At 37.8% G+C, this 23,737-nt stretch carries 27 protein-coding genes and 1 tRNA gene; 5 read left to right on the top strand and 23 right to left on the bottom strand.

Annotated features, from left to right (window positions below; translation table 11 throughout):
* Positions 1 to 71, bottom strand: a tRNA-Asn gene (locus WKH56_RS33610).
* Between the two features lie 134 nt (positions 72 to 205).
* Positions 206 to 655, bottom strand: a complete 450-nt coding sequence (locus tag WKH56_RS33605) for a SprT family protein (protein ID WP_221834025.1) — start codon at positions 653 to 655, stop codon at positions 206 to 208.
* A gap of 109 nt (positions 656 to 764) precedes the next feature.
* Between WKH56_RS33605 and cmpA the strand changes: the two genes are divergently transcribed.
* Entirely contained in the window at positions 765 to 881 is a 117-nt protein-coding gene (gene cmpA, locus WKH56_RS33600; RefSeq protein WP_013055014.1) for a cortex morphogenetic protein CmpA, read from the top strand.
* A gap of 57 nt (positions 882 to 938) precedes the next feature.
* Here cmpA and WKH56_RS33595 read toward each other — a convergent pair whose 3' ends face one another.
* The 14 genes from WKH56_RS33595 to acpS all read right to left on the bottom strand — a co-directional run bounded on the left by WKH56_RS33595 (position 939) and on the right by acpS (position 11,842).
* The gene (locus tag WKH56_RS33595) at positions 939 to 3,113 is read right to left on the bottom strand and encodes a Tex family protein (protein ID WP_048022347.1); all 2,175 of its coding nucleotides are present in this window, start codon (positions 3,111 to 3,113) and stop codon (positions 939 to 941) included.
* A gap of 84 nt (positions 3,114 to 3,197) precedes the next feature.
* On the bottom strand, positions 3,198 to 3,803 hold the full coding sequence (locus WKH56_RS33590; protein WP_310884516.1) for a PP2C family serine/threonine-protein phosphatase: 606 nt from the start codon (positions 3,801 to 3,803) through the stop codon (positions 3,198 to 3,200).
* Positions 3,803 to 4,597 (bottom strand): RNA polymerase sigma factor SigB, encoded by a 795-nt coding sequence (gene sigB / locus WKH56_RS33585; RefSeq protein WP_013055011.1) that lies wholly within the window; start codon positions 4,595 to 4,597, stop codon positions 3,803 to 3,805. Before sigB ends, WKH56_RS33590 begins: the two co-directional genes overlap by 1 nt.
* Complete coding sequence (gene rsbW, locus WKH56_RS33580; RefSeq protein ID WP_013055010.1) at positions 4,563 to 5,048, bottom strand: anti-sigma B factor RsbW; 486 nt, start codon at positions 5,046 to 5,048, stop codon at positions 4,563 to 4,565. Before rsbW ends, sigB begins: the two co-directional genes overlap by 35 nt.
* Positions 5,045 to 5,377, bottom strand: coding sequence for an anti-sigma factor antagonist (locus tag WKH56_RS33575; protein ID WP_047751770.1), 333 nt, complete (start codon positions 5,375 to 5,377; stop codon positions 5,045 to 5,047). The genes rsbW and WKH56_RS33575 overlap by 4 nt, the downstream gene beginning before the upstream one ends.
* Before the next feature lie 59 nt (positions 5,378 to 5,436).
* Positions 5,437 to 6,447, bottom strand: a complete 1,011-nt coding sequence (locus WKH56_RS33570; RefSeq protein ID WP_013055008.1) for a PP2C family protein-serine/threonine phosphatase — start codon at positions 6,445 to 6,447, stop codon at positions 5,437 to 5,439.
* A gap of 13 nt (positions 6,448 to 6,460) precedes the next feature.
* Entirely contained in the window at positions 6,461 to 6,862 is a 402-nt protein-coding gene (locus WKH56_RS33565) for an anti-sigma regulatory factor (RefSeq protein ID WP_013055007.1), read from the bottom strand.
* 3 nt (positions 6,863 to 6,865) lie between these two features.
* The gene (locus WKH56_RS33560) at positions 6,866 to 7,222 is read right to left on the bottom strand and encodes an STAS domain-containing protein (protein ID WP_013055006.1); all 357 of its coding nucleotides are present in this window, start codon (positions 7,220 to 7,222) and stop codon (positions 6,866 to 6,868) included.
* A gap of 2 nt (positions 7,223 to 7,224) precedes the next feature.
* Complete coding sequence (locus WKH56_RS33555) at positions 7,225 to 8,061, bottom strand: RsbT co-antagonist protein RsbRA (RefSeq protein WP_013055005.1); 837 nt, start codon at positions 8,059 to 8,061, stop codon at positions 7,225 to 7,227.
* Positions 8,062 to 8,218: 157 nt separating this feature from the next.
* Positions 8,219 to 8,569 carry a type II toxin-antitoxin system endoribonuclease NdoA gene (gene ndoA / locus WKH56_RS33550; protein ID WP_013055004.1) on the bottom strand — a complete coding sequence of 117 codons (351 nt, stop codon included), beginning with the start codon at positions 8,567 to 8,569 and terminating at the stop codon, positions 8,219 to 8,221.
* A gap of 4 nt (positions 8,570 to 8,573) precedes the next feature.
* Entirely contained in the window at positions 8,574 to 8,855 is a 282-nt protein-coding gene (locus WKH56_RS33545) for a CopG family ribbon-helix-helix protein (protein WP_013055003.1), read from the bottom strand.
* A 200-nt stretch (positions 8,856 to 9,055) separates the two neighbouring features.
* Positions 9,056 to 10,246 carry an alanine racemase gene (gene alr, locus WKH56_RS33540; RefSeq protein WP_221834015.1) on the bottom strand — a complete coding sequence of 397 codons (1,191 nt, stop codon included), beginning with the start codon at positions 10,244 to 10,246 and terminating at the stop codon, positions 9,056 to 9,058.
* 113 nt (positions 10,247 to 10,359) lie between these two features.
* Positions 10,360 to 11,418, bottom strand: coding sequence for a LolA family protein (locus WKH56_RS33535; protein ID WP_048022353.1), 1,059 nt, complete (start codon positions 11,416 to 11,418; stop codon positions 10,360 to 10,362).
* Between the two features lie 58 nt (positions 11,419 to 11,476).
* A complete protein-coding gene (gene acpS / locus WKH56_RS33530; RefSeq protein WP_221834027.1) occupies positions 11,477 to 11,842 on the bottom strand; it encodes a holo-ACP synthase in 366 nt (121 codons plus the stop codon).
* A gap of 64 nt (positions 11,843 to 11,906) precedes the next feature.
* On the opposite strand from acpS, the gene WKH56_RS33525 reads away from it, so the two are divergent.
* Positions 11,907 to 12,509, top strand: coding sequence for a rhomboid family intramembrane serine protease (locus tag WKH56_RS33525; RefSeq protein WP_049162680.1), 603 nt, complete (start codon positions 11,907 to 11,909; stop codon positions 12,507 to 12,509).
* Positions 12,510 to 12,517: 8 nt separating this feature from the next.
* Here WKH56_RS33525 and uvsE read toward each other — a convergent pair whose 3' ends face one another.
* The 4 genes from uvsE to WKH56_RS33505 form a co-directional block, all read right to left on the bottom strand.
* Complete coding sequence (gene uvsE / locus WKH56_RS33520; RefSeq protein WP_033580801.1) at positions 12,518 to 13,489, bottom strand: UV DNA damage repair endonuclease UvsE; 972 nt, start codon at positions 13,487 to 13,489, stop codon at positions 12,518 to 12,520.
* A gap of 95 nt (positions 13,490 to 13,584) precedes the next feature.
* Positions 13,585 to 15,096 (bottom strand): degradosome RNA helicase CshA, encoded by a 1,512-nt coding sequence (gene cshA, locus WKH56_RS33515; RefSeq protein ID WP_028411884.1) that lies wholly within the window; start codon positions 15,094 to 15,096, stop codon positions 13,585 to 13,587.
* Positions 15,097 to 15,292: 196 nt separating this feature from the next.
* The gene (locus WKH56_RS33510) at positions 15,293 to 16,675 is read right to left on the bottom strand and encodes a UDP-N-acetylmuramoyl-tripeptide--D-alanyl-D-alanine ligase (protein WP_033580800.1); all 1,383 of its coding nucleotides are present in this window, start codon (positions 16,673 to 16,675) and stop codon (positions 15,293 to 15,295) included.
* A gap of 97 nt (positions 16,676 to 16,772) precedes the next feature.
* Positions 16,773 to 17,855, bottom strand: coding sequence for a D-alanine--D-alanine ligase (locus WKH56_RS33505; RefSeq protein WP_048022356.1), 1,083 nt, complete (start codon positions 17,853 to 17,855; stop codon positions 16,773 to 16,775).
* A gap of 293 nt (positions 17,856 to 18,148) precedes the next feature.
* Here WKH56_RS33505 and WKH56_RS33500 point away from each other — a divergent pair, with 293 nt between their 5' ends.
* Genes WKH56_RS33500 through WKH56_RS33490 form a run of 3 tightly spaced genes read left to right on the top strand, consistent with a single transcriptional unit; the run spans position 18,149 to position 20,476 of the window.
* The gene (locus WKH56_RS33500; RefSeq protein ID WP_033580799.1) at positions 18,149 to 18,661 is read left to right on the top strand and encodes an FMN-binding protein; all 513 of its coding nucleotides are present in this window, start codon (positions 18,149 to 18,151) and stop codon (positions 18,659 to 18,661) included.
* Between the two features lie 14 nt (positions 18,662 to 18,675).
* Positions 18,676 to 19,605 (top strand): FAD:protein FMN transferase, encoded by a 930-nt coding sequence (locus WKH56_RS33495; protein WP_230624707.1) that lies wholly within the window; start codon positions 18,676 to 18,678, stop codon positions 19,603 to 19,605.
* Positions 19,586 to 20,476 (top strand): RnfABCDGE type electron transport complex subunit D, encoded by an 891-nt coding sequence (locus WKH56_RS33490; protein ID WP_228123023.1) that lies wholly within the window; start codon positions 19,586 to 19,588, stop codon positions 20,474 to 20,476. Before WKH56_RS33495 ends, WKH56_RS33490 begins: the two co-directional genes overlap by 20 nt.
* Before the next feature lie 16 nt (positions 20,477 to 20,492).
* Here WKH56_RS33490 and WKH56_RS33485 read toward each other — a convergent pair whose 3' ends face one another.
* From WKH56_RS33485 to WKH56_RS33475, 3 genes are all read right to left on the bottom strand, one after another.
* Positions 20,493 to 21,728: a sensor histidine kinase gene (locus tag WKH56_RS33485; protein WP_168761581.1), complete on the bottom strand. Its 1,236-nt coding sequence runs from the start codon at positions 21,726 to 21,728 to the stop codon at positions 20,493 to 20,495.
* Positions 21,721 to 22,398: a response regulator transcription factor gene (locus tag WKH56_RS33480; RefSeq protein ID WP_048022362.1), complete on the bottom strand. Its 678-nt coding sequence runs from the start codon at positions 22,396 to 22,398 to the stop codon at positions 21,721 to 21,723. The genes WKH56_RS33485 and WKH56_RS33480 overlap by 8 nt, the downstream gene beginning before the upstream one ends.
* 145 nt (positions 22,399 to 22,543) lie before the next feature.
* Positions 22,544 to 23,656 carry an acyltransferase gene (locus WKH56_RS33475; protein WP_168761582.1) on the bottom strand — a complete coding sequence of 371 codons (1,113 nt, stop codon included), beginning with the start codon at positions 23,654 to 23,656 and terminating at the stop codon, positions 22,544 to 22,546.
* Positions 23,657 to 23,737 lie beyond the last annotated feature (81 nt).

Below are 23,737 nucleotides of genomic sequence, written 5' to 3'. Positions count from 1 at the left end.
TCCACAGGTAGGACTCGAACCTACGACCGATCGGTTAACAGCCGATAGCTCTACCACTGAGCTACTGTGGAATAATATTTATCAGACTTCTTACATTGTAATCGACATTATATGTAATGTCAATAAGTTTTTGTAATTTCTTTGCCGTTTATTTGAGACGGCTTTATTAATTTACCATAATGAATCTATTTTAGTCAAGCATCTTCTACATTTTTTTTAATTTACCTTTACACTTCCCACAAACATATTTAACTGTGTTCACTTTTCTTTTTCGAACATATTTTTGATCACACTGCATACATACATATATGTGCTCTTTTTTCTTTCCATCATTTTCTTTTTTCAATGCCTGACAAAATCGAGGTGCGTCTACTTCTTTCATTAACCTTTTAAAGTCTTGATCTCCATGCTTATACCCTTTCCCCTCAATATGCAAATGATAGTGACAGAGCTCATGTTTAATAATTTCTACTATTTCTTGTGTGCCATATTGTTCAAAGTATTTGTAGTTTACTTCTATATTAGATGTACGTAACAAATACCTTCCGCCTGTCGTACGTAACCGAGAATTAAAAGTGGCTTCATGACGAAATGGTTTGTGAAACAGCTTCAATGAAATTTCTTCTACAAGTATTTGTAAATCCTTATCATTCATCTTATATACTCCTCTACTGTATGAAATCACCTGACTAGCTCTTTGGGCATACACTTCATTACATACTCACTATTCACCTTATCATAAATGAAAAGGAGTGATTGTCCTTATGCCAATGTGGCTACAAAAACAAATGAGGCGCGCTTATTCGGAAAAAGACCGTGCACAAATAAAATTGCTCAACCAATGTTGGTTTTTTTATCAAAAAAATAATTCCGCTTCTTAAATCACTTCTTTTTACAAATAAAATTGCCTTTTCAGAAAATCTGAAAAGGCAATTTTATTATTGATGGGGCGGAATCATCGTCAGTGCAACTCTTCCTTTTTTCATATCTACGTCTTCTACCCACACATTCACCAAATCTCCTACTGAAACGACATCGAGGGGATGCTTAACGTACCGATTCGTTAATTTAGAAATATGGACTAGACCGTCTTGCTTAACTCCTATATCGATGAACGCTCCGAAGTCTACGACGTTTCGCACCGTTCCTTCAAGCTGAATACCTTTTGCTAGATCCTCTAGCTTCAAAATATCCTGACGGAGCAAAGGTTTTGGCAGTTCATCACGAGGATCTCTTTCCGGTCTTACGAGCGCTTCTATAATGTCTTTTAAAGTAAGCTCCCCTATACTTAGTTCTTCTGATATTTCGGGTAAAGAAATATGTTTTAATGCTTCTTTTACTTTCTCCGTTCCAAGTTCAGTCTCTTTCACTTCCGCTTTCTTTAAAAGCTTTTTAACGTCTCCATATGTTTCAGGATGGATACCCGTTCTGTCTAAAGGTTCTTCACCTTCTATAATACGTAAAAACCCAATACACTGCTCATATGTTTTAGCCCCTAGACGCGGAATTTTCTTCAACTGTTTTCGGTTAGAGAATTTTCCGTTTTCATCCCGATATTTTACAATGTTTTGAGCAACTGTCTTATTTAGACCAGCAACGTATTGTAGAAGCGAAGCAGAAGCCGTGTTTGCATTCACTCCTACTTGGTTTACTACTGTCTCTACAATAAAAGTCAGTGAATCATTTAATTGCTTTTGAGACACATCATGCTGATATTGCCCTACTCCTACCGACTTAGGATCGATTTTCACAAGCTCAGCCAGCGGATCTTGCAGCCTTCTGGCAATCGATACAGCGCTTCGCTCTTCTACTTGAAAATCAGGGAATTCTTCTCTAGCAACATCAGAAGCCGAATATACGCTTGCTCCCGCTTCATTCACAATCAAATAATAAACTGGGTTTTCAATTTCTTTAAGAACATCCGCTACAAATTGCTCCGTTTCGCGAGATGCCGTTCCATTTCCAATTGCCACTACTTCAATAGGGTATTCAGCGAACATTTTCTTTAATTTATTTTGTGCTTCAGCTGCTTTTCTCACAGGAGGATGTGGATAAATAACATCAATTTTTAATACCTTGCCTGTTTCATCTACTACAGCTAATTTGCAGCCTGTTCGAAAAGCTGGATCTACTCCTAATACCACTTTACCTTTCAATGGAGGTTGGAGAAGAAGTTTTCGTAAGTTTTCAGAAAAGATGTGAATGGCTCTTTCTTCCGCTTTTTCTGATAGGTCTTTACGAATTTCGCGTTCAATAGATGGTTCTATTAAGCGTTTATAAGCATCTTCTATAGCTGAGATGATATAACCTTCAGCTGAAGAATCCCTTTTCTTGATTACTTCTTTATGTAAATATGAAAGAATACGATCTGTAGGCGCGTCAATACTCACTTTTAAAATACCGTCTTTTTCTCCTCTATTCATAGCTAAAATACGGTGAGGAACGATTCGCTTTACCGCTTCTGTATATTCATAGTACATTTCATAGATATTTTTTTCATCTTTTTCCGGATCTTTGACTGAAGTAACAATTATGCCATCTTTTACAGTGGTCGTACGAATCCATTGACGGTAAGATGCTTCGTCAGAAATTTGTTCCGCTACAATGTCTAGGGCTCCCTGAATAGCTTCGTCAGAAGATTGAACTCCTGCTTCTTCATTTATGTATGTTTGCGCTTCAATGTTTACGTCAGAATTCGGGAAACTTAGTAGCCACTGTGCTAATGGTTCAAGACCTTTTTCTTTTGCTACAGTTGCTTTTGTACGTCGTTTTTGCTTAAAAGGGCGGTATAAATCTTCTACTTGCTGCAATTTCTTCGCTTGATGAATTTGAGCAGCCAGTTCCTCAGTTAATTTCCCTTGCTCTTCAATTAATCGGTGAACTTCCTCTTTACGCTCCTCTAAATTCATTAAGTAGTTCCAGGAATCTAAAATATTCCGGATTTGGACTTCATCCAAAGCACCAGTTTGTTCTTTTCTATATCGAGCAATAAAGGGAACTGTATTACCATCTTCTACTAAAGCAATTACGTTTTGTACTTGCTTGTGTGAAATCTCTACCTCTTTACTTACACGTTGAACAATTTGATTATCTAATTTCGTTGCAACAGACACAGCTTATCCTCCTACCTAAATGAAACTTTGTCTCTATTGTAACAAAACTCACATGCAATAACACATGTGAGCTAAAAAGAAAGGCTATGCAGTTGGAAGATGACCAGCGATATACGTAATATCGTCATTATGAGATCGAATTGCTGCCTGTAGGCGTGTCGACAATTGATCGACATTCATCGAGTTAGCAAAAACAGATTTAATCTCTTTTAATTCTAAGCCATCTGTATGAATCAAAAATTTAGAACCGGAGTCATATGGGAAGGTTTGTGTGCGGAACTTTTGAATTTTCCCTGATAAAAAACCTTGAATTGGCAGAGGGTACGTTAATTTCCCCTCCGGAGAATACAGATAAAAGCGGATATTACCTACATTTGTGTAATGAAATTCGTTATGTTTTTTATCAATTTTCAAAATAGCTACTGCTGCGCCTCTTGTATGTCGAGTAGCCTTGTTGCACTTAGAAATAATCTCATCTACATCTAGATGATGATGACCTTTCGCTACATCCGTAACAGCTACAGAAGCGGCTCTGGCTTGTTCACCGCTTCCTAATCCATCTGCCACTGCACATAGAAAATAATCATCCGTTTCTTTGACATAGTAACTATCTCCACAACACACGTTCCCTTGCTTTGGCTCTTGATATATATGAGTTTGAATCGACTTTGTATTCGGGTCTACTGTCATCACGACATATACTCCGAATCGTTAGAATCTGAGCGAGCTGCAGTCCTTAGCTTATCAAGCGCTCTTCTTTGCAGTCGAGATACATGCATTTGAGAAATCCCTAATTTCTCACCGGCATCTTTTTGACTCAGATTTTCAATAAATGTATAGCGAATTACTTCTTTTTCTCTATCGCTTAATACATGAAGAATCTTTTCTAACACTAAGCGCTGATCAGTTTTCTCATAACCCGACTCTTGTTCACCTACTAAATCAAGGATTGTAACAGTACTTCCATCAGAGTCTGCTTCAATAGAATGATCAACAGACAACGCTTGATAACTTTGCCCCATCTCCATCGTTTCTAAAATTTCTTCCTCTGTCACTCCGATATGATCAGCAATTTCTTTTACTTGAGGAGATCGCTGTAAACGGGTTGTTAGCTCTTCGACAGCTGCTTTAATTTTAGGACCTAATTCTTTGATGCGGCGCGGTACGTGAACACTCCACGTTTTATCGCGTAAAAATCGCTTAATCTCTCCAATGATTGTAGGAACAGCAAACGATTCAAAACTTCTTCCAAATGAAGCATCATACCTTCTAATAGCTCCTAACAGTCCTAGCATCCCTACCTGCACAATATCTTCATGTAAGCTTCTGCCTTTTGAATAACGACGTGCAATAGATTCAACAAGGTTCTTGTAATGTACTACTAGATCACTTTGTGCTTCTTCATCCTGCGTTTTTTGAAAGCGCTCAATTCGTTCCTGAACCTGTTCTTTAGTTAATTTCATAGGTTGAGACTGTGTTTTCATCACTCTCCACCTGCTCTCTTTGCACATACTTAGTCATCATTAGCGTTACACCTTTTGAATTGACCATTTTCACTTCGTCCATTAGTGTTTCAATTAAATATAAACCAAGTCCACCTTCAGGAAGAAATTCAACTTCTTTTGATGTTTCATAAGGTCCTATATGTTCCTTAAGCTCTTCAAAATTAAAGCTTTCGCCTTTATCGACCACCATGATTTCTAAACGGTCATCAAATAAACCAAAACCTACTCTCACTTCACCATTTTCTTCATTCTTGTAAGCATGCTGTACGGCATTTGTACATGCCTCACTCACAGCAATTTTCATATCTTCAATTTCATCATAAGAAAAACCCATCCGATTCGCTACACCAGACAGCGTCAGTCGAATAATCGCTACGTAGTCTGGCTTAGCAGGAATCTTCATCTCAACAAAGTCATAAGGCTGTTTCATTTTACGCCACCTTCTACTTGTGAATTCACGTTTAAAATGTCTGTGAGGCCCGTAATATCAAATAAGCGCTTGATGCGCTCTGATACACCAACAAATTTCAAAGAGCCGTTATTTTTCTTATTAGCTTTTAACAATGCAATAAATACACCTAGTCCTGTACTATCCATGTATGATACATCGGTTAAATCAACTATAATTTCTGGTTCGTTATGTTCAGTAATTTCCATGAACTTTTCTTTTAGCTTAGGTGCTGTATATGCGTCAATCTCTCCAGCCAGCTTAATACGATATGCTTGACCGTCCTTTTGTATATCTATTTTTAAATTCATCGTATTAGTAGACCCCCTCTAATTTTGTGCTATCTTTTCTGTACCCTTATTTAGAATACTTAAACTAAACTCTTCAAAATAATCAATGTAAAGTCATCCCTCAATTGAAAATGCTGTAATTTTTCCAGCTCTTTATATACAGATTCTACAATTTCTTGAGGAGACAAATGCATGTATTTTCGAATTAATTTTATGATGTCCAATCTTTCGATAAATCCTTCTTCAGTTCTGCATTCTGTTACACCATCTGTTAACAGAACAATCATATCGCCTTTTGAAAGCTGCTGCTCGTACTGAAGATATTTCACATGGCGATCGACTCCTAGCACGAGTCCTTTTGCTTCCAAATCTTCAAATGAATCAGCTTTGGCATCATAATAAAAGCCTGGCTCATGCCCTGCAGATGCATAATCAAATAAGTTTGTCTCGGGATTATAACTTCCGTAGAACATCGTAATAAACATACTTGGATCTACGTTTCTCTCTACAATATTATTCAAGTTCTCCAATACGTAACTTGGATTTTTTCTTGAGTCCGGTAAGCTGTCCATTGCATACTTGATCATAGACATACACATTGCAGCTGGAATTCCTTTTCCAATCACATCGGCAATGGCAATACTTAACCCACCGTGCTCTTCTTCTACAAAGTGAAAATAATCTCCGTTCATCTGTTTAGCAGGTACGCTAATCGCGCCAATTTCTAAAGTTGAACTAGCCGGAACCTTTGTCCCTAACAGCGTCTGCTGGACGTTAGCGGCAACTTCGATTTCAGAACGAAGTTCCCGCTGCTTATTTTTTAATGTTTGATGCTCACGAAGAGCAAGACCGTAGCTAATCATTACCTCAAGTAAAAAGTCCAGAGAATGCAGCACTTTTTCTGGAATATCAGAATAAATTTCTTCAATCACTTCTTTATGAATGCTCACAATATCTTCTGGCGATATTTCATTCTCTAAAGATTTTCTACTTAGTTTTTGTCCTTGATACAAAATTTGTTCATTTTGTGTTTGGATATAGTTCCCCAAAATATCTTTGTATAAATCTCTCATCTCTTTATCAAAAGACATTATCTATTTCCTCCTACCGGAGCCACTTAACTGCTTTAATCTCAGTACCTTCTCCGACATTTGTTTCGATGTCAAACTCATCCATCAATCGTTTTACCCCAGGAAGCCCAGCTCCTAGTCCACCCGATGTTGAGTATCCATCTTCCATTACTTTGCGAACGTCGGGGATACCTGGCCCTTCATCTGTTGCTACGACAAGAAGACCGTTTTTTCCTCCACGATTTAATTTCTCAATATAGATTTGACCCTTACCCGCATATAGGTAAATATTACGAGCTAATTCAGAAATGGCGGTTGTAATACGAGCTTGGTCAACTGTTCCAAACCCTAGCTCTTTCGACACATTTCTACCTAATTGGCGTGCCGCTACGATGTCCCATTCTGTTACGATTTTTACGCTGGATTGGAATTCCATATACTAATCCCCCAATTCCGATTGGAGTTTCTCAAGACCTTTTTCTAAATCGAGTGCAGTAAGAACATCGTTTAGGCCAATCCCTAACTCAACAAGTGTAATAGCTACTGCAGGCTGGATACCTGTTAATACTACTCTGGCCCCCATCAAATTAGACATGCTAACCACGTCACCTAACACTTTTGCGATGAATGAATCGATCATATCAATTGAAGTTAAATCGATTACCACTCCTTTTGCTCCAGTTTGATGAATTTTACTTAGCAAATCTTCTTGGAATTGAATAGCCGTTTGATCATCCAGCTCCCATTGAATGGATACCAATAAGTAGTCGTACAATTTCAAAATGGGTATTCTCACGTTTATTCCTCCGATTCTATATCAACTATTTTCCGCTCAGTCATTTCTAACGCAAACTCTACACCTTTTTTTAATGAGTTTTTCGTAATAATTTCATTTAAGTTAATACCTAAGTTCACAATAGTCTGAGCAATTTCCGGACGAATTCCTACTAACAAACACTTGGCTCCAACCAAACGTACGGCTTCAGCAGCTTGAATGATATGATGGGCAACCATCGTATCCACTACTGGTACTCCGGTAATATCTATTAATACGACCTCTGATCGGTGCTTTACGACACCTTGCAGTAAGTTTTCCATAATTTTCTTTGCACGATCGGTGTCAATTGTTCCCACAAGCGGCATTACCGTAATTTTATCAAATACCGGTATTAATGGAGCAGACAATTCTTGAAGTGCAACTTTTTGCAACATAACTGTATTTTCCCACGAGTTGGAGTATTGTTCTACTATTTTGTTATAAATAGGGCTTAACCACTTGTCAAACCGATAGAATAATTCAGAATGAGTTTGATCAGCCTTTACATGTTCACTGTTTACATACCCTTCAACCACTACATGACCCAAGTTACGTACACCCTGTGTCAAATAAGCAAGAGGCCATCCTAAACTCACAACTCGTCCTACTACTTCCTCTAGTTCCTCTGCAAAATTTTCCTGATCACGGAATGCTTTTGCCAAAAGTAAATTTACAAAATCAGAGCTTACATTTACGTACACTTGCTCGGATACAATGTTTTTAATCCGCTCTGTTTCCACATCATTCATTAACACTAGCCATCGATCAAAAATTTCTGATTTATGATTTTGTATATAATTGAATAAATCTTGATTCATGAGGTCCTCCTTGTGAGTCAATACACTCATTTATATCTATATATATATTATCATTTTTAAAACGTTTCTTATTACAATATACGTTTACTGATTATTCCTAGTCAAATTAAAAAAGTTGCTCATAAAGGAGCAACTTAGCATAAATGGAAGTATAATTCTAAAAGTCGATAAGTCCTACACTGATTTGCAAGGCTTCATCCACTCTGTCCATCATTTCATCATCTAAATGGGTAATCTTGTCTGTTAGCCTCTGTTTATCAATAGTACGAATTTGTTCTAGTAAAATAACTGAATCTCGCTCAAATCCATAGCGCTTTGCATCAATTTCAACATGCGTAGGTAACTTTGCCTTTTGAATTTGAGCAGTGATCGCAGCTACAATAACAGTTGGGCTAAAACGATTGCCTATATCATTTTGAATGACAAGTACAGGGCGAACGCCTCCTTGTTCTGAGCCAACAACAGGAGATAGGTCAGCAAAATAAACGTCGCCACGTTTGACTACCAAGTCATTACCCCCCGCTTACTAAACGATCCACAGTATGATCAGCTTCATACTCTGCTAGAAAAGCCTCGGAAGCAATATTTAAGTTTATCTTTGCCATCTCCATATATCCACGTCTCATTGATTCGCGAATATGGCGTTTTTTTCGCTCACGAAGGTACAATTTTGTTGCTTGGTGAATAAAATCACTTCGGTTGCCATTTTCTTGTTTAACCATAAGATCGAGCTCCGATACTAAATTTTTCGGTAATCTTACTAGGATTTCTGTAGTTGCGCTCGCTTCAGACACAAACATACACCTCCAACATCAATACACACACCAATAGTCTCATCTTTCCTTATCATAACATTGATTAGCTTTAATGGAAAGTTAATTCTGTCAATTTCTACACTATTATCGTCAATTGATACCCTCTTTTATGCATGGAAGTTATTATTTTATTGTCTTTTGTTCGCAGGCTTTTTATGTTGACTCAGGAAGATGTATATTCAGCGCAAGATATAATTATTAACATGAATGTGCTGAGAATCTCTTGTATAAACCCTCGGAACCCTTGCTGCAATCATGCAAGGGATTTCATAATTAATTGTTTCAAGATGCTTTGCTACTTCATCAATTGTAATTTCAGCACCTTGTTGTTTTCCAATAAATGTTACTTTTGTACCCGTTTTATACATTTTAGGCAATTTAATCATCAATTGATCCATGCATATCCTACCAACAATTGGCACTTTAACTCCATCTACTAACACTTCAAAATTACTTAATTTACGAATCCAGCCGTCTGCGTATCCTACTGGAATAGTAGCAATCCATTCATCTTCTTTAGCTTCATAAGTAGCTCCGTAACTGATATGACTCCCTTTTTTGACTTTTTTAACATGCACAATACGGCTGTGCAGCGAAAAAGCTTGTTTTAACGGAATTGGCAAGACTTCTTTTAATTCCTCTGAAGGACTCAAGCCATACATAGAGATACCTAAGCGTACGCCATTAAAGATATCGCTCGGACGACGAAGCAAAGCTGCGCTATTTGCACAGTGAATCATCGGAGGTGTAAAACTATGTTCTTTCACAATTCGAACCATTTCTTCAAAGAATGTGTATTGTTTTTCAAAATAAGACGAATTTAGCTCGTCTGCTGTTGCAAAGTGCGTAAACACTCCATCCAGCGCGAATCCTGAATGAGAAGTGATGATATTCATCGTTTCGTGTAATTCTTCTTTTGTTCTAATTCCTAAGCGACCCATGCCTGTATCTATTTTTAAATGCATATGCAACTGACTGTTTGCACCTAGAATGGACGCCGCTTCTTCAATCCAAGCTTTGCTATAAGCAGTGACCGTTACATCCCACTTCAATGCAGTTTGAATGTGTAAGGGAGGCACGGCTCCTAATACTAAAATGGATTCCTTTATTCCTTTTTTTCGAAGAGCAATAGCTTCATCCAAAAAAGCTACAGCTAGCATATCAGCGCCAGCTTGAAGCGCAATCTCTGCTACTTCTTTATCTCCATGCCCGTACGCATTCGCTTTTACTACGGCCATTAACGTTTTATGCCCCGGTATCAGTTCTCTTACATGATTCACATTTTGAAAAACGGCTTCTACATCAATTTCTGCCCATGTTTCTCTATAAAATGTATCCATTACTACGACACTTCCTTTTTTCAGAACCATTCTAAACGTACTTTCCTCTGTTAGTATAATACATCTATAGCCAAACTTCATCTCGATCTTTATTCAAATTAAGCAAGAACAAGCCTACATATATGCAGGCTTGTAAGCTTCTCTTATTTTCCCATCTGACTTTGCACAGATCTAGCAACTGTACTCAATTCATCTGGTGTCAGCTGATCAGAAGCCAGCATAAAGTCTACTCCATTATATGTCCAAGATAGACTTTTATCCGTTAAAGCTCCCACAGTAAAACCTAAATCAAATGGCTCTCCGGCAGTAACTGTAGATGTTGCTGTTTTAGCTACTTGCGCTTTTTCTTGTACAAGCGTAAACGGCTTTTCTCCTTTGTACATTAAAACGACTCTCTCACCATTTTCCGTCTCAATTTTCTTTTCCTTGGAAAGCTTTGTACCTTTTGGAACGTCCTTAGGATAAAGAACGCTAAATGATTTGTGCTGAGCTAATGTCGGAATGTCAATCTTTGCACTTGTCATGTTTCTTTTTGTATCAAAAGCCCCTTTATCAAACTTAGAATCGAATTTCACCTTAGAGAAATCAACTTTTATTAACACTTTATTATCCGTATCCATAATTTTAACCGACACAGGCGCTAAGTCACTTTTGTTCAGCGTAATTTCTTGTTTAGGAAGCATTGTGCTATTTTGATAGTTCGTTTTTGTTTCAAAAATATAATGTTTATCCGTTGATTTAAAACTTGCCTTTTCATCCTTCACAATATCTTGGACAAGGGATTCATACAAATAAGCTTGACTGCTATTTTGCGGCCAGTCACTTTGAAAACGAAAGCTTTTATTTAAGGCAGGCGTTAAAACAAAAACCCCTTCATCATTACGCAAAATCATTTGGCTTTGATCTTTCTTTGTATTTTTCAAATTCACTCGATAGTACATAGGCTTACTATGCCAAATCTCTACATCGTATACTTGAGCATCTTTCCCTGTATTCAATGTCATCTTAGCATCTGATTTATACCCCGCCATTTCTTGTACCTTGGCATCCAATGCATCTGTTACATCCTGCTGACTTTTTTCACCGCATGCTGATAAGGCTAAGAGAAAAAAGGCGCAAACAAATAAGCCAACCCATTTTTTATGCATTTCCCCAACTCCTTTGTTTCGTATATTCACAGCTAAACGGAGAAGCAAGAACATATCTTGTCTCCCCTATCCACACTATGAATATATGAACAAGAAATAGTGAATATGCAGACTAGCTTGACAAGCGTTCAATAATTACTTGAGCAATCGCATAGTGCGCACTGTGGGAAATAGATACGTGTACAGACGCTTCCAGTGGTTGTTTTGTAACAACGTGGGGTTTCCCTCTTTCATCATTCACGATTTCGATATCTTGGAAGCTAAAATCTTTCCCTATTCCTGTTCCAAGAGCTTTCGAATATGCTTCCTTCACAGCAAATCTTCCTGCTAAAAATTCGACCTTACGTCGGCTTGATAGCTTTTCATAGCGTTCTCTTTCATTTTTTGTTAAAATCCGAGTAATAAAAGCGCTTTGACGCTGCACCATTTTTTCAATCCGCTCTAACTCTGTAATATCAATTCCAGTTCCTATAATCATTTTCATTTAATCCTCTCTTACAGAATAGTATATAAAAATGCCTTTATAAAAAGGAGTGACAAATATGTTCGTACGCACAGAAAATGCAGCTGAATTTAAACGTTTTTATCCTGTTACCTTCACGCTTATCTGCATCCACATTGCGCTATGGTTACTTGCCGCTCTTCCCTCACACCTTGCAGAATCTTTTATACATCAGCTTATTGGTGTGAATAGTTTAATTTCCCAAGGAGACTACTGGCGGCTTTTCACACCTATCTTTTTACATCTAAGCTTTTCACATCTTCTTTTTAACTCATTTTCATTGTTCTTGTTAGGACCAGGCGCTGAGCGTATTCTTTCTTCTTATAAGTTTCTTCTATTCTACCTTACGTGTGGATTGCTTGGAAATATCGTTACATTTCTAATCCAATCTTCTTTTTACAGCCATGTGGGTGCATCCGGTGCCATTTTCGGACTGCTCGGATTTTACCTCTATCTTGTCATAAAACAAAAGCATATGCTTTCTAAAAGCAACCAGCAAATCATTGTCGTCTTTTTAATTATTGGATTACTTTCAGGTCTGCTAACGCCAGGAACCAACAATACAGCTCATTTCGCTGGAGGTATTGCTGGATTTCTTCTCGCTTTTCTTACGTTCAAACCGAAAAACAAGCCACAGATATGAGGCCTGCTTTAGGATTTAATATAAAAAGTGGATGAGTTAATAAATTCCACATCTTCATAAGTCTTCAAATCTCTTACTAACTGAAAGAGCGCTTCATCTTTTTTCTTAGCTTCAATCATGCAATCAATTTGCGGTATCGTTCCATTTACTTCTTTTAAAAAGCTGTAAAATCCATTAACATCGATATAATCTGCATGGGCTCTAAATTCTTTATCACTTTTAGGACTAGATATATGCATTTTTAGAGGGAGTGTTTCATGTTCCCATGTTCTAATGATACGGTCCCAATGCTCTTGCCATGAAGTTTCATCGTTGTTCGCCTGATGATGATGAAGATCAAAAATGATTGGGACATTTAGTTTTTCACATAAATACAAGACGTCTTTTATATGAAAGGTTGTATCGTCGTTTTCCAACATAATCATTTGCTGAAGGGATTGAGGTACAAGCCCCCAATTATGAATAAACTGCTCCAGTGCTTTTTCTTTATCATTATAAGCTCCTCCAACGTGTAAAACACAGCGATTTTGAAGCGGAATATCCATTCCTTTCAGCAACTTTTGATGCATGCGAAGAGTTTGGATAGAATGCTTAAAAACCTCTTTATCCGTTGAGTTTAAAACAACAAAATGATCCGGGTGAAAATCTACTCGCATTGGATGTTCCTTCAAAAATACAGAAATACGCTGAAGAGCATCTTTTAAAGGAGCTATGTAGTTCCACTCTTTTAGTGCCTCATGGTTAGCTAATGGAATTAACTTAGAACTGAATCGAAAAAACTCAATTTCACTCCACGCATTATGTTTTAATAACCGTAAGCAGTTTTCTAAGTTGGATATTGCAATACGTTCGAGCTTGCGAATGGCCGCTTCATGGTCTTTCACACGCTGAAATTGTGCAAAAGTCATTGTTTGAGAAGGAGAACTATTTTCCAAATGAACGCTCATCGCCACATAACCTAACCGAACAATGGTCGACATCAGTGAACACCCCATTTTATTTTACTCATAGTGTGCACCAATAAAATAGCAATTAACACATAAAAAAAACGAGCCTGTTAAGGCTCGTTTTTATTTTACGCTTTGCTGCGAGAATCTTTACGATTACTGCTGCTATTGCGATTTCTATTATCACTGCCGTTGCTTCCACCGCGACGCTTGTCACCAAAACGCTTTGAGTTTCCACGACGATTTTGCTGTGAGTAGTTTTTAGAGTTAGAACGTGAACGACCTCCGCCATTTCCACGTTTGTTTTTATCACCTTTTGCAATTACCGGTGGTTCAGCAGTTAATTGAATTGGTGATTCATTTGGTTCTTTTGTAAATAATTTGATTGCCGCTGCCACTAATGAAACTGAATCGTGCTCTTCAAGTAACTCTTCTGCCAACTGTTTGTAGTAAGATAAGTTGCCTTGTGTCACAGATTCCGTTAATTTGTCAGCTGCAATACGCTGTTGACCTTCCATTGCTTCATCAAGCGTTGGAGCAGTCATACGCTCCATTTTACGTTTTGTTGTACGCTCAATATTGTGTAACTGTCCAGTTTCTCTTGGCGTTACAAATGTCATAGCAGCACCCATTTTACCAGCACGTCCTGTACGTCCGATACGGTGTACATAGCTCTCCGGATCTTGAGGGATATCAAAGTTGTATACATGAGTAACACCAGAAATATCAAGTCCGCGTGCAGCTACGTCTGTCGCAACTAATACATCAATAGAACCTTCTTTAAATTGACGTAGTACAGATAGACGTTTCGATTGTGTCAAGTCACCATGGATACCTTGTGCAGAATAACCACGCATATTTAATGCTTCTGATAACTCATCAACACGGCGCTTTGTACGACCAAAAATGATAGCTAGTTCAGGTGATTGCATATCTAAAAGACGAGTAAGGATATCAAATTTACGCTTTTCTTGTACTTCTAAATAATACTGCGTAATGTTTGGCATCGTTACTTCTTTTGCTTTTACTTTTACCACTTTTGGTTCGTTCATGAATTTTTCAGCAATGCGACGGATTGGAGTAGGCATTGTTGCTGAGAATAAAAGTGTTTGGTGGTTCTCAGGTACGTTTGATAAGATTTTTTCAATGTCTTCGATGAATCCCATGTTTAACATTTCATCTGCTTCATCTAAAATAACTGTATGAACGTCTTGTAGACGAAGTGTACGACGATTAATATGATCTAGCATACGTCCTGGTGTCCCTACGATGATATGAGGGTGCTTTTTCAATGCACGAATTTGACGACTGATATCTTGACCACCATAAATTGATAGCACGCGTACGCGCTTTGTTTGACCAATTTTGTAAAGTTCTTCAGATACCTGTACAGCAAGTTCACGAGTAGGAGCAATAATTAACCCTTGAATTGCATCTACGTTTACATCAACTTTTTCAATAAGAGGAATACCAAATGCCGCTGTTTTCCCTGTTCCTGTTTGTGCTTGTCCGATCAAATCGTGACCTTCTAGTGCTAATGGGATAGTTTCTGATTGAATTGGTGTTGCTTCTTCAAAACCCATTTTACTCACAGCTTTGTTAAGCTGTTGACTTAATCCTAAATCTTGAAATAATGCCAAGTTTTTCAAACTCCTTTTATATTTAGACTATCTATATTTTACAAAAAAAAGCATTCTCCGAGGAAACGGAAAATGCTCTAAACGACTACTTCAATAAATTCAACGTTTAGAGTATAAGCGCCTCAAGACACTCAGACTACATCATAACACTATGGCTTTCCGTTTGCAATAGAGCTTACTTATACTCTTTTTAATATCACGGTAATTTATGCATCATTTTTGAGATAACTTCCTCAAGCTTCATCCCTCGAGATGCTTTCACTAAAACCACATCTTCTCTTGTTGTAATCGCTGTTAATTTTTCAACAAGCTCATCTTTCTCCTCAAAGTGTATTACCTTATCTTCTGCAAAATTATTTTTTGCTCCTTGCTCAATTTCAACAGATAAAGGACCGTATGTTAGAACATAATCAATTTTTTCTGCTTGAATAAACTCTCCCACTTCTTTGTGGAACTCTTTTTCCTGATCGCCTAATTCAAGCATATCCCCGAGAACAAGAATTTTTTGCTTATAGCCTTCTAAATCATGCATCAACGTGATAGCAGCTTTAACGGACGTTGGACTTGCGTTATATGCGTCGTTAATGAAGGTCAGGCCATCTGTTCGTTTTACAAGCTCCATACGCATATTTGTTAGCTTTAATTCTTTTAATCCCTTAGCGATTGTTTCGTTGTCTAGTCCAAAATAATGACCTACCGCAATAGCAGAAAGCGCATTGTGAACATTATGTTTACCTAATACCGGGATAAAGAATGAATATGTTGTTTCACGTGAAACAGTGAATGTTGTTCCTAACTCTTCGGCTGAAATAGCACTTGGATACAAATCGTTTTGTTCTGAGCTGCCAAATGTCACCGTTTCAAATGCTGGATTAACTACGCGCGACGTTAAAAGTGGCTCATCACCATTATAGACAAGCTGACCTGTTGGTGCTAAGCCGCTTGTAATTTCTAATTTTGCCTCCGCAATTCCATCACGACTTCCTAAGTCTTGAAGGTGCGATTCTCCGATATTTGTAATAATGGCCACATCAGGCTCCGCTAAATTAGAAAGAAACTCAATCTCTCCTCGGCTGCTCATGCCCATTTCTAAAACGGCAATATCATGAGTTTCATCTAAACGCAAAATAGTAAGCGGCATGCCAATATGATTATTAAAGTTTCCATCTGTTTTCAGAACACGGTAAGTTGTATCAAGCACAGCTTTCACCATGTCTTTTGCCGTTGTTTTTCCGTTACTTCCTGTAATGCCCACTACTTTAATATCTAACTCGTGACGATAGGATTTCGCTAATTGCTGAAGAGCTTCTAGCGTATCATCGACTAAAATAACGCTAATGTCTGTCGGTGGGTTTTCTTCATCTTTGTTCCACAGAGTAGCGACCGCTCCGTTTTCAATTGCTTTATCGACAAATACATGCCCGTTAAAACGTTCCCCTTTAATTGGGATATATAAATTGCCTTGCTGAATAGTTCTCGTATCAATTGAGACTCCCTCAATTACAGTTGCTTCGTTCCCGCTATGAAATACACTTCCTGGAATCATTGCAGCTAGCTGTTTAAGCGTACGTTTAATCATTGTTGTTTTGCTCCTCTCGATATAAAGTAAACTATGGATACTATTTAATTGAAACTAAACACAGAAACACTATTCATGATGAATAGTGTTGTGTGAGTTACATTGTGTGTTTAATTTGCTGCTTTTCGGTATGACGTTCAATTGCTAGTGATACAAGTTTTTCAATTAAATCTGGATATTCAACACCTGCGTGTTTCCACAATAACGGGAACATACTGAAAGGTGTAAAACCAGGCATCGTATTCACTTCATTAATAATGAATTTACCTTCTGGTGTTAAGAAGAAATCCGCACGTACAAGACCAGATCCATCAATTGCTTTAAATGCTTTGATTGCTAGTGCTGACATTTCTTGATGCTGTTCTTCTGTAATTTCAGCTGGAATAATAAGACCTGTATCGCCGTCTTCATATTTTGCTTTGTAATCGTAAAACGCTTTTTTAGGTAAGATTTCTCCAACTACTGAACAAGCTGCTTCATCATTCCCTAACACACCAATTTCAACTTCACGACCAACTGCTGCTGCTTCTACAATGATTTTTCGATCAAATAAGAAGGCTTCAACAAATGCCGCTTCTAACTCTTCGCGGTTATCACATTTGCTAATCCCAACACTTGAACCTAAGTTTGCTGGTTTAACAAAGCAAGGGTATCCAAGTGTTTCTACTTTTTCATAAGCAGCCGTTCGATCTGCTTCCCACTCGCGGCGGATAAATGATACGTACTCCACTTGAGGCAGACCTGCCTGTGCAAACAGCTGCTTCATTACAACTTTATCCATACCAGCTGCTGAAGCTAATACGCCGTTTCCAACATAAGGAATATTCAATAATTCTAATAATCCTTGTACCGTACCATCTTCTCCATTTGGACCATGAAGAAGTGGGAAAATAACATCTAGTTGATCATCTGTTTTTGAATCTGTTAATGCAAACATTTCTGTATTCAATGAAACTGGTGAAATAGCTGTTCCGTTATCTTGAATTTCTAATTGAGCAACTGTTTCAAGCGGACCAGTCAGCTGTGTGCCGCGAATCCATTTTCCTGTTTCTGTAATGTAAATTGGATGCACTTCATATTTATCGTGATTAATTGCTTTTGAAACTGCTAGAGCTGTTTGTAAAGATACTTTATGTTCAGCGGATTTTCCTCCGTATAAAAGGCCAAGCTTAATTTTCACTGATGTTCCTCCTAACACATATTCATCTTTTCTATTTTATCATGCACGTTTAGATAGTAAACAGAAATATTAACTATTATTACGTATGTCAAAATAGCTAGGCTTGTGAAAGAAATTCCAGCTTCTCCTTTCATTATTTAAAATGACCTTTTCACTTGAATCATTTATTTTTAAAAAAACTTTTTTGATTTTAAATCTTTTTTAAAAGTTTATTTATAAAGTTTATTTATGCTAAAGATCACCATCAATAATCGAAACTATAGTTCTGGTATAAATCAGGAGGTTCAACAAATATGAGTAAAATGGGAAAAACGATGATTGCTGCATGCAGCGTAGCCATTGGAAGTATTTATGCAACTGGTTATATAAACACTCTATCTGACGCGCAAGCTGTTCAAGTCACACCGGCTCATCATCAGAAAAAAACGAGAGATCAGACAGACAATCAAACGATTGTTAATGATAACTGGGGAGAAGATATCGCTTCTTCTAATAAGCACCCTTCATCAGCGAGTACCGAAAGTTCTGCTCCTAAAACAAAATACAAAGATGGAACGTATTCTGGTCAAGGAAGCAACCGTATCGGAACTGTTTACGTATCTGTGACCATTAAAAACGACCGAATTGATACAGTTGAAATTACAGAAGCGGATACTCACTATTCTGAGAGTTACATTGAGGATCTTCCGTCTCAAGTCGTACAAAGACAAAGCTCAGATGTCGACGTCGTGAGCGGAGCAACGCTTAGCACGGAAGATTTTCAAAATGCCGTGGATGACGCCCTTCAGCAAGCAATGAATGCATAAAGGAGAAACGAATGATGTCCATAAAAACGTATAGCCGCTCTGTCTTATGTATGGGAACAACCGTGTCCATTCAAGTAATTGCTCCCCAATCGGAGGAAGCAAATGTCCTTCACCATATCTCAAAGGCATTTACTATTTTTAAGACCGTCGAAACGACATGCAGTCGATTTGATGCCAAAAGCGAAGTTATGAAGCTAATTAGACATATCAAAGAACCTGTTGCTGTTAGCCCCCTATTATTTGAAGCCCTTCATTTCGCTATCTTAGTAGCAGATGAAACGCATGGAATCTTTGACCCAACGGTAGGAAAACAATTAGAAAAACGTGGTTTTAACGAACATTATTTAGATGGAAAGCCCGTACAAGTGAACGAAGCAGTCGATTCTGGAAGTTATAAAGACATCGTATTGAATACACATAAAAAAACGGTTCTCTTACAAAAACCGATGATTATAGATCTTGGAGCGGTCGCCAAAGGATTAGCTATTGATTTGGCTGCCCACTCCCTTCCTTATCAGCATTTTATGATTAATGCCGGAGGAGACATCCTAGTTAAAGGACTCAATCAACACGGAGATTTGTGGAAAGTCGGGATTCAGCACCCTCAGATTCAAACGCAGTCATTACTGACCTTGCGTGTAACAGATACGGCTGTCTGCACATCAGGAAATTATGCTAGAAAAAATAAGACGCAACCATTCATGCATCATTTGGTTAATCCCTTATCTCCATCTACTAGAAGCAGTCTAATGAGTTGTACAGCTATTGCTCCTTCTGCCATGCTGGCCGATGCATTATCTACATCAGCTTTTATTTTAGGAGCGGAGAAAGGAGTAAATTTATTGAATGATGCCGACGTACGCGGCGTACTCTTCGATTCTAGTTTCACTCCTTTTTTCACATCAGATATGGAGGAATTAATGAATGATGACCACACGTTCTGAACGAAGAAGCGGTGTTAAATATATTAGTACACCCAAAGGTTATATTATTGTAGATGAAAACAAACCAAAAGAAATAAGTCGGTGGGGGCAGCTAGTTAAAACACCTAAAAGATACGTGATGGCTATGCTGCTGCTTTTAACCTTATTAGGTGAATTCAACTCTTCTGCCTTTCAAGGATTAGGACACCTACTACTCGCCGTATGCTCGGCGGCCGCCTTAGATTTAGGATTTTCTTTTGCTTATAAAAAGAAAATTCAGCTTCCTGACGGCGGAATTATTACTGGATTAATTATTGCCTTAGTGCTCAGCACCTCTACACCTGCTTGGGTCACATTTTGCACTGTAGCTGTTGCTATTTTATCGAAGCACTTAGTAAAAGTAAAAAAGAAGCCTATTTTTAACCCTGCCGCTTTTGGTCTTCTCTTTTCACTTATTGTCTTTTCAAGCGGCCAAAGCTGGTGGGGAAGCTTATCTTTACTACCCGTCTGGCTCATTGTATTCGTGTTTGTGACAGGGTACCTTGTGACGAGCAAAGTAAATAAATTCCCTCAAGTATTTGCGTTTTTAGGCGTGTATTTTGCTATTTTTACGATTATGTCGTTAATAGGAGTAGGTGATGTAGCGGATGCTTTACGAGCTCCTTTTGTTAATTCCGCTTTATTTTTAGCCTTCTTTATGGTGACGGATCCGCCAACTTCTCCTGCGAAGTATAAAGACCAAATAAAATTTGGGATGCTTGCAGGGGCGATTAGCGCCGTAGATTACTTAGTTTTTGGCGGCCTTGCCTATTTATTAATCGGCCTGTTACTTGCTAATGCATGGAAAGCATGGAAGACTGCAAACAAAAAAGTGACAAAAAAAGCTGCCTAATGACAGGCAGCTTTTTTCATAGCGGAATTTTCACATAAAATTCCGTACCCACGTTTTTTTGACTAAAAACCTTAATTTCTCCGTCATGAGCTTGTACAATCCATTTGGCAATCGCGAGCCCTAAACCTGATCCTCCTTCGGCACGCGCCCGACTCTTATCACTTCGATAAAAGCGATCAAACACATACGGAAGATCTTTCGCTTCAATTCCAATGCCTGTGTCTTTGACAATTAGCGTCATAGAGTGATGATGTTTCTTTAGACTAATATGAATGCTTTCTCGAGGTGGGGTGTACTTAAAAGCGTTGTCTAACAAAATCATACATAGCTGATGAAGTCGTTCTTGATCTCCTCCGAACATTAACGATTCAATTTCCTTTGTGAAATGCAGCTCCTTTAGTTCAAATATAGGCTCAAACTGATTAGCTACTTTATCAACTAGCTCACCCATATTAAAGACCGTTTTGTTTAGCAGCTGTGCACTTGAATCAGATCTAGCGAGTGTTAGTAAGTTGCCCACCAGCTTCGTCATCCGCTTTACTTCGTTTAAGCTTTGATAAATGTTTTCGCTTTCTTGCTCAATCGTATGATTTGGTCGTCTAAACAATAGCTCGAGATGCGTTTGCATCACGGAAAGAGGCGTCCTTAACTCATGGGAAGCATCTGCAATAAATTCGACTTGTTTGTTCCAAGATTTTTGAATAGGTACAAGCGCTCGATTGGCTAAAAACAAGCCAGCTACAAGGGAAAGAAGCAGTCCAATAAAAGCTGAAATGACAAGAAGAAAAGCAAGGTGCTCTAAGGTTTGAGTTTCTGGATCTACGTTTAAGACAAGTTGAATTGTTGAAACGTCTTGATCTTTTATATATCCTTCATTTTTCACATTCATCACTCGATAAGCATGACCGTTTACCTCTTGCGACGTTTTGATTTTCCCTTCTGAGAGCGCAGGCTTAAAGTCGTCAATATCGTTTGTATATAACCCTTTTTTAGGTGTAATTTTGATTAATTTTTTATCACTGCTCCAAAGTAAAAACGCAACGCGACGTTCTGTTTCTCTCTCATTGTTTTCCTGAATTTCATGTAAATTTCTTTTTTTAACCTGCTCGCTCATCTCACTTAGCCGATTGTCCGGGTTTAAAAAAATAAGATGCTGCATGTAAAAATATAAAACCACACTAAAAATGCTCAAGATAACCATCAGCACCATTGTGTTAAATAACACAAGCCTGATTCTCGTCTTTTTAAACATGCTCTTCCCCTTTTAACATAAAGCCTACGCCTCTGACTGTACGTACATAATTGTCACAATTAAAAGGCTGAAGCTTCTTTCTTAAATGGTGAACATAAACATCAACTACGCCCACTCCTACATCGGATGTAAAACCCCATACCCGATTAAAAATTTGATCTCGAATAAGGATTTGTTCTTTATTTCGAATAAAATATTCCAAAAGCTGAAATTCTTTAATCGTTAACGTGAGGACACTTCCATTAATCACTACTTCATGATTGGCTTCTCGTATAGAAATGGGACCATATGAAATCATACCTTCTTCTGCCTGCAAGTCCCTAAGCATTACCCTTAACCTCGCAAAAAGTTCAGCCATGGCAAAAGGCTTAACCAAATAATCATCGGCTCCATAGTCGAGTCCTTTCACTCGATCTTCTACACTATCTTTTGCAGTAAGAAAAATAACTTTGGTCAACACCTTTTGTTTTCTTAGTTTTTTTAGTATGTCAAGCCCTGTCATACTCGGCAGCATAATATCTAAAATTAAGGCATCATAAATATTCTGCTCTGCTAAAAACAAACCTTCATCTCCATCAGACGCACAATCAACTTCATATCCTTCTTCTTTTAAGCCTTCTACGATACCGTGTAATAATGAAGCATCATCTTCTACCACAAGTACACGCATATCAAATTCCCCCTTTTGTGATTACCTAAATAATCATTATCTTAGCATGTCACTTTTAAAAATATTTTAAAACTAGCGCGTTATCATCTCTTATACTTTATAAAAAAAGTTATGCCTGCAAGCAGGCATAACTTTTAACTAAACGCTATTTATGATCAGGACGTCGGTAAATGAACACCGCTTCTTTTGGCAGTTTACCAAACAAAAAGCTAGCAAACGGTAAAAGACGATGACATCCCCAAATAATGAGGTAACAGCCCGCTAATGTCAAAATATAACGTGCCAAGATTTCCACGTGAAACATATAGTTGCCTTGTATTGGTACTGCTTTTGCCACAAAGTTTAAAACCATTGGATGAATCAAGTAAAATCCAAACGAGTACATGGCAATATTTTTAACGACCGTCACGGACTTCACAGAAAGCTTTTCAGCTAATATCTCTGCAATTCGGAAGAAGAAATAACTTCCCACGACCAAATAAAGCGTATTAACAGCCTCATACGTAAAGCCTGAAATGTGAATCGTCTTCATTGTGTATAAGTGATAATTTAACAGTGAAATAGCTATTCCCGATCCGAGCGTCATCAGAAATAATACAATATTTGAACGACTGTACTTTTTATCCACTTGTTCGCGATAATAAATACCAATCCAACCGCCGAGTAAAAACGTAGCCATCGTATTTAAAAATAAATTAAATGAAGTGATATGATACGTATTGTTAAGCATTAAATAACCAAGCTGAATGATAATACCAAACAGCCACATGTATTTTTTAAAAATGGTTACTTTTTGTGCTAGCCATACAAAAACCGGCAGCACGAGATACACTTGTACAATTAAAAAGATAAAATGAAGCTGATAGTAGGACTCTCCGCGTAAAATACGTTTCACAATATCAGCTGCATTTAACTCTGTTGCTCCCACATAGTACGAATAAAATTCATAAATAAGTGCCCAAATAACATAGGGGACTAAAATATATGTCACTCTTCGAGCATAATACGTTTTCCATAAAGTCTTTGTTAACGGCTTGTTAATGTAACTATAAAAGAAAACTAAACCTGTGATCACAATGAAGATCCCTGCTTCAATTCGAACAATTCGGTTAAGGAAATGATATTTCTGATAAGCTTCACTTGCAAATGGCAGTACCGTTGCATACGCTGCTGTTACATGTACGAGCACAACCATCATCATAGCGAATAATCGTAAAAAATAAATGGATTGAATATGCTGCTTTTGTTTTTGCTTCACTTTTTCTCTCCTATATAATGTGAAATATACATTCTAGATGAATAATAGAACATTCAATTTTTTCTTATCTTTCCCGTTTTA

Source organism: Priestia sp. SB1 (assembly GCF_038898415.1).
This window is presented reverse-complemented; position numbering and strand designations above follow the sequence as displayed.

Excerpts from the sequence above, each read along its gene's own strand:
- WKH56_RS33605 (WP_221834025.1), bottom strand. The coding sequence starts at position 655 with ATGAATGATAAGGATTTACAAATACTTGTAGAAGAAATTTCATTGAAG.
- cmpA (WP_013055014.1), top strand. The coding sequence starts at position 765 with ATGCCAATGTGGCTACAAAAACAAATGAGGCGCGCTTATTCGGAAAAA.
- WKH56_RS33590 (WP_310884516.1), bottom strand. The coding sequence starts at position 3,803 with ATGACAGTAGACCCGAATACAAAGTCGATTCAAACTCATATATATCAA.
- sigB (WP_013055011.1), bottom strand. The coding sequence starts at position 4,597 with ATGAAAACACAGTCTCAACCTATGAAATTAACTAAAGAACAGGTTCAG.
- rsbW (WP_013055010.1), bottom strand. The coding sequence starts at position 5,048 with ATGAAACAGCCTTATGACTTTGTTGAGATGAAGATTCCTGCTAAGCCA.
- WKH56_RS33575 (WP_047751770.1), bottom strand. The coding sequence starts at position 5,377 with ATGAATTTAAAAATAGATATACAAAAGGACGGTCAAGCATATCGTATT.
- WKH56_RS33570 (WP_013055008.1), bottom strand. The coding sequence starts at position 6,447 with ATGTCTTTTGATAAAGAGATGAGAGATTTATACAAAGATATTTTGGGG.
- WKH56_RS33565 (WP_013055007.1), bottom strand. The coding sequence starts at position 6,862 with ATGGAATTCCAATCCAGCGTAAAAATCGTAACAGAATGGGACATCGTA.
- WKH56_RS33555 (WP_013055005.1), bottom strand. The coding sequence starts at position 8,061 with ATGAATCAAGATTTATTCAATTATATACAAAATCATAAATCAGAAATT.
- alr (WP_221834015.1), bottom strand. The coding sequence starts at position 10,246 with ATGGTTCTGAAAAAAGGAAGTGTCGTAGTAATGGATACATTTTATAGA.
- WKH56_RS33535 (WP_048022353.1), bottom strand. The coding sequence starts at position 11,418 with ATGTTCTTGCTTCTCCGTTTAGCTGTGAATATACGAAACAAAGGAGTT.
- acpS (WP_221834027.1), bottom strand. The coding sequence starts at position 11,842 with ATGATTATAGGAACTGGAATTGATATTACAGAGTTAGAGCGGATTGAA.
- WKH56_RS33525 (WP_049162680.1), top strand. The coding sequence starts at position 11,907 with ATGTTCGTACGCACAGAAAATGCAGCTGAATTTAAACGTTTTTATCCT.
- uvsE (WP_033580801.1), bottom strand. The coding sequence starts at position 13,489 with ATGTCGACCATTGTTCGGTTAGGTTATGTGGCGATGAGCGTTCATTTG.
- WKH56_RS33510 (WP_033580800.1), bottom strand. The coding sequence starts at position 16,675 with ATGATTAAACGTACGCTTAAACAGCTAGCTGCAATGATTCCAGGAAGT.
- WKH56_RS33500 (WP_033580799.1), top strand. The coding sequence starts at position 18,149 with ATGAGTAAAATGGGAAAAACGATGATTGCTGCATGCAGCGTAGCCATT.
- WKH56_RS33495 (WP_230624707.1), top strand. The coding sequence starts at position 18,676 with ATGTCCATAAAAACGTATAGCCGCTCTGTCTTATGTATGGGAACAACC.
- WKH56_RS33490 (WP_228123023.1), top strand. The coding sequence starts at position 19,586 with ATGATGACCACACGTTCTGAACGAAGAAGCGGTGTTAAATATATTAGT.
- WKH56_RS33485 (WP_168761581.1), bottom strand. The coding sequence starts at position 21,728 with ATGTTTAAAAAGACGAGAATCAGGCTTGTGTTATTTAACACAATGGTG.
- WKH56_RS33480 (WP_048022362.1), bottom strand. The coding sequence starts at position 22,398 with ATGCGTGTACTTGTGGTAGAAGATGATGCTTCATTATTACACGGTATC.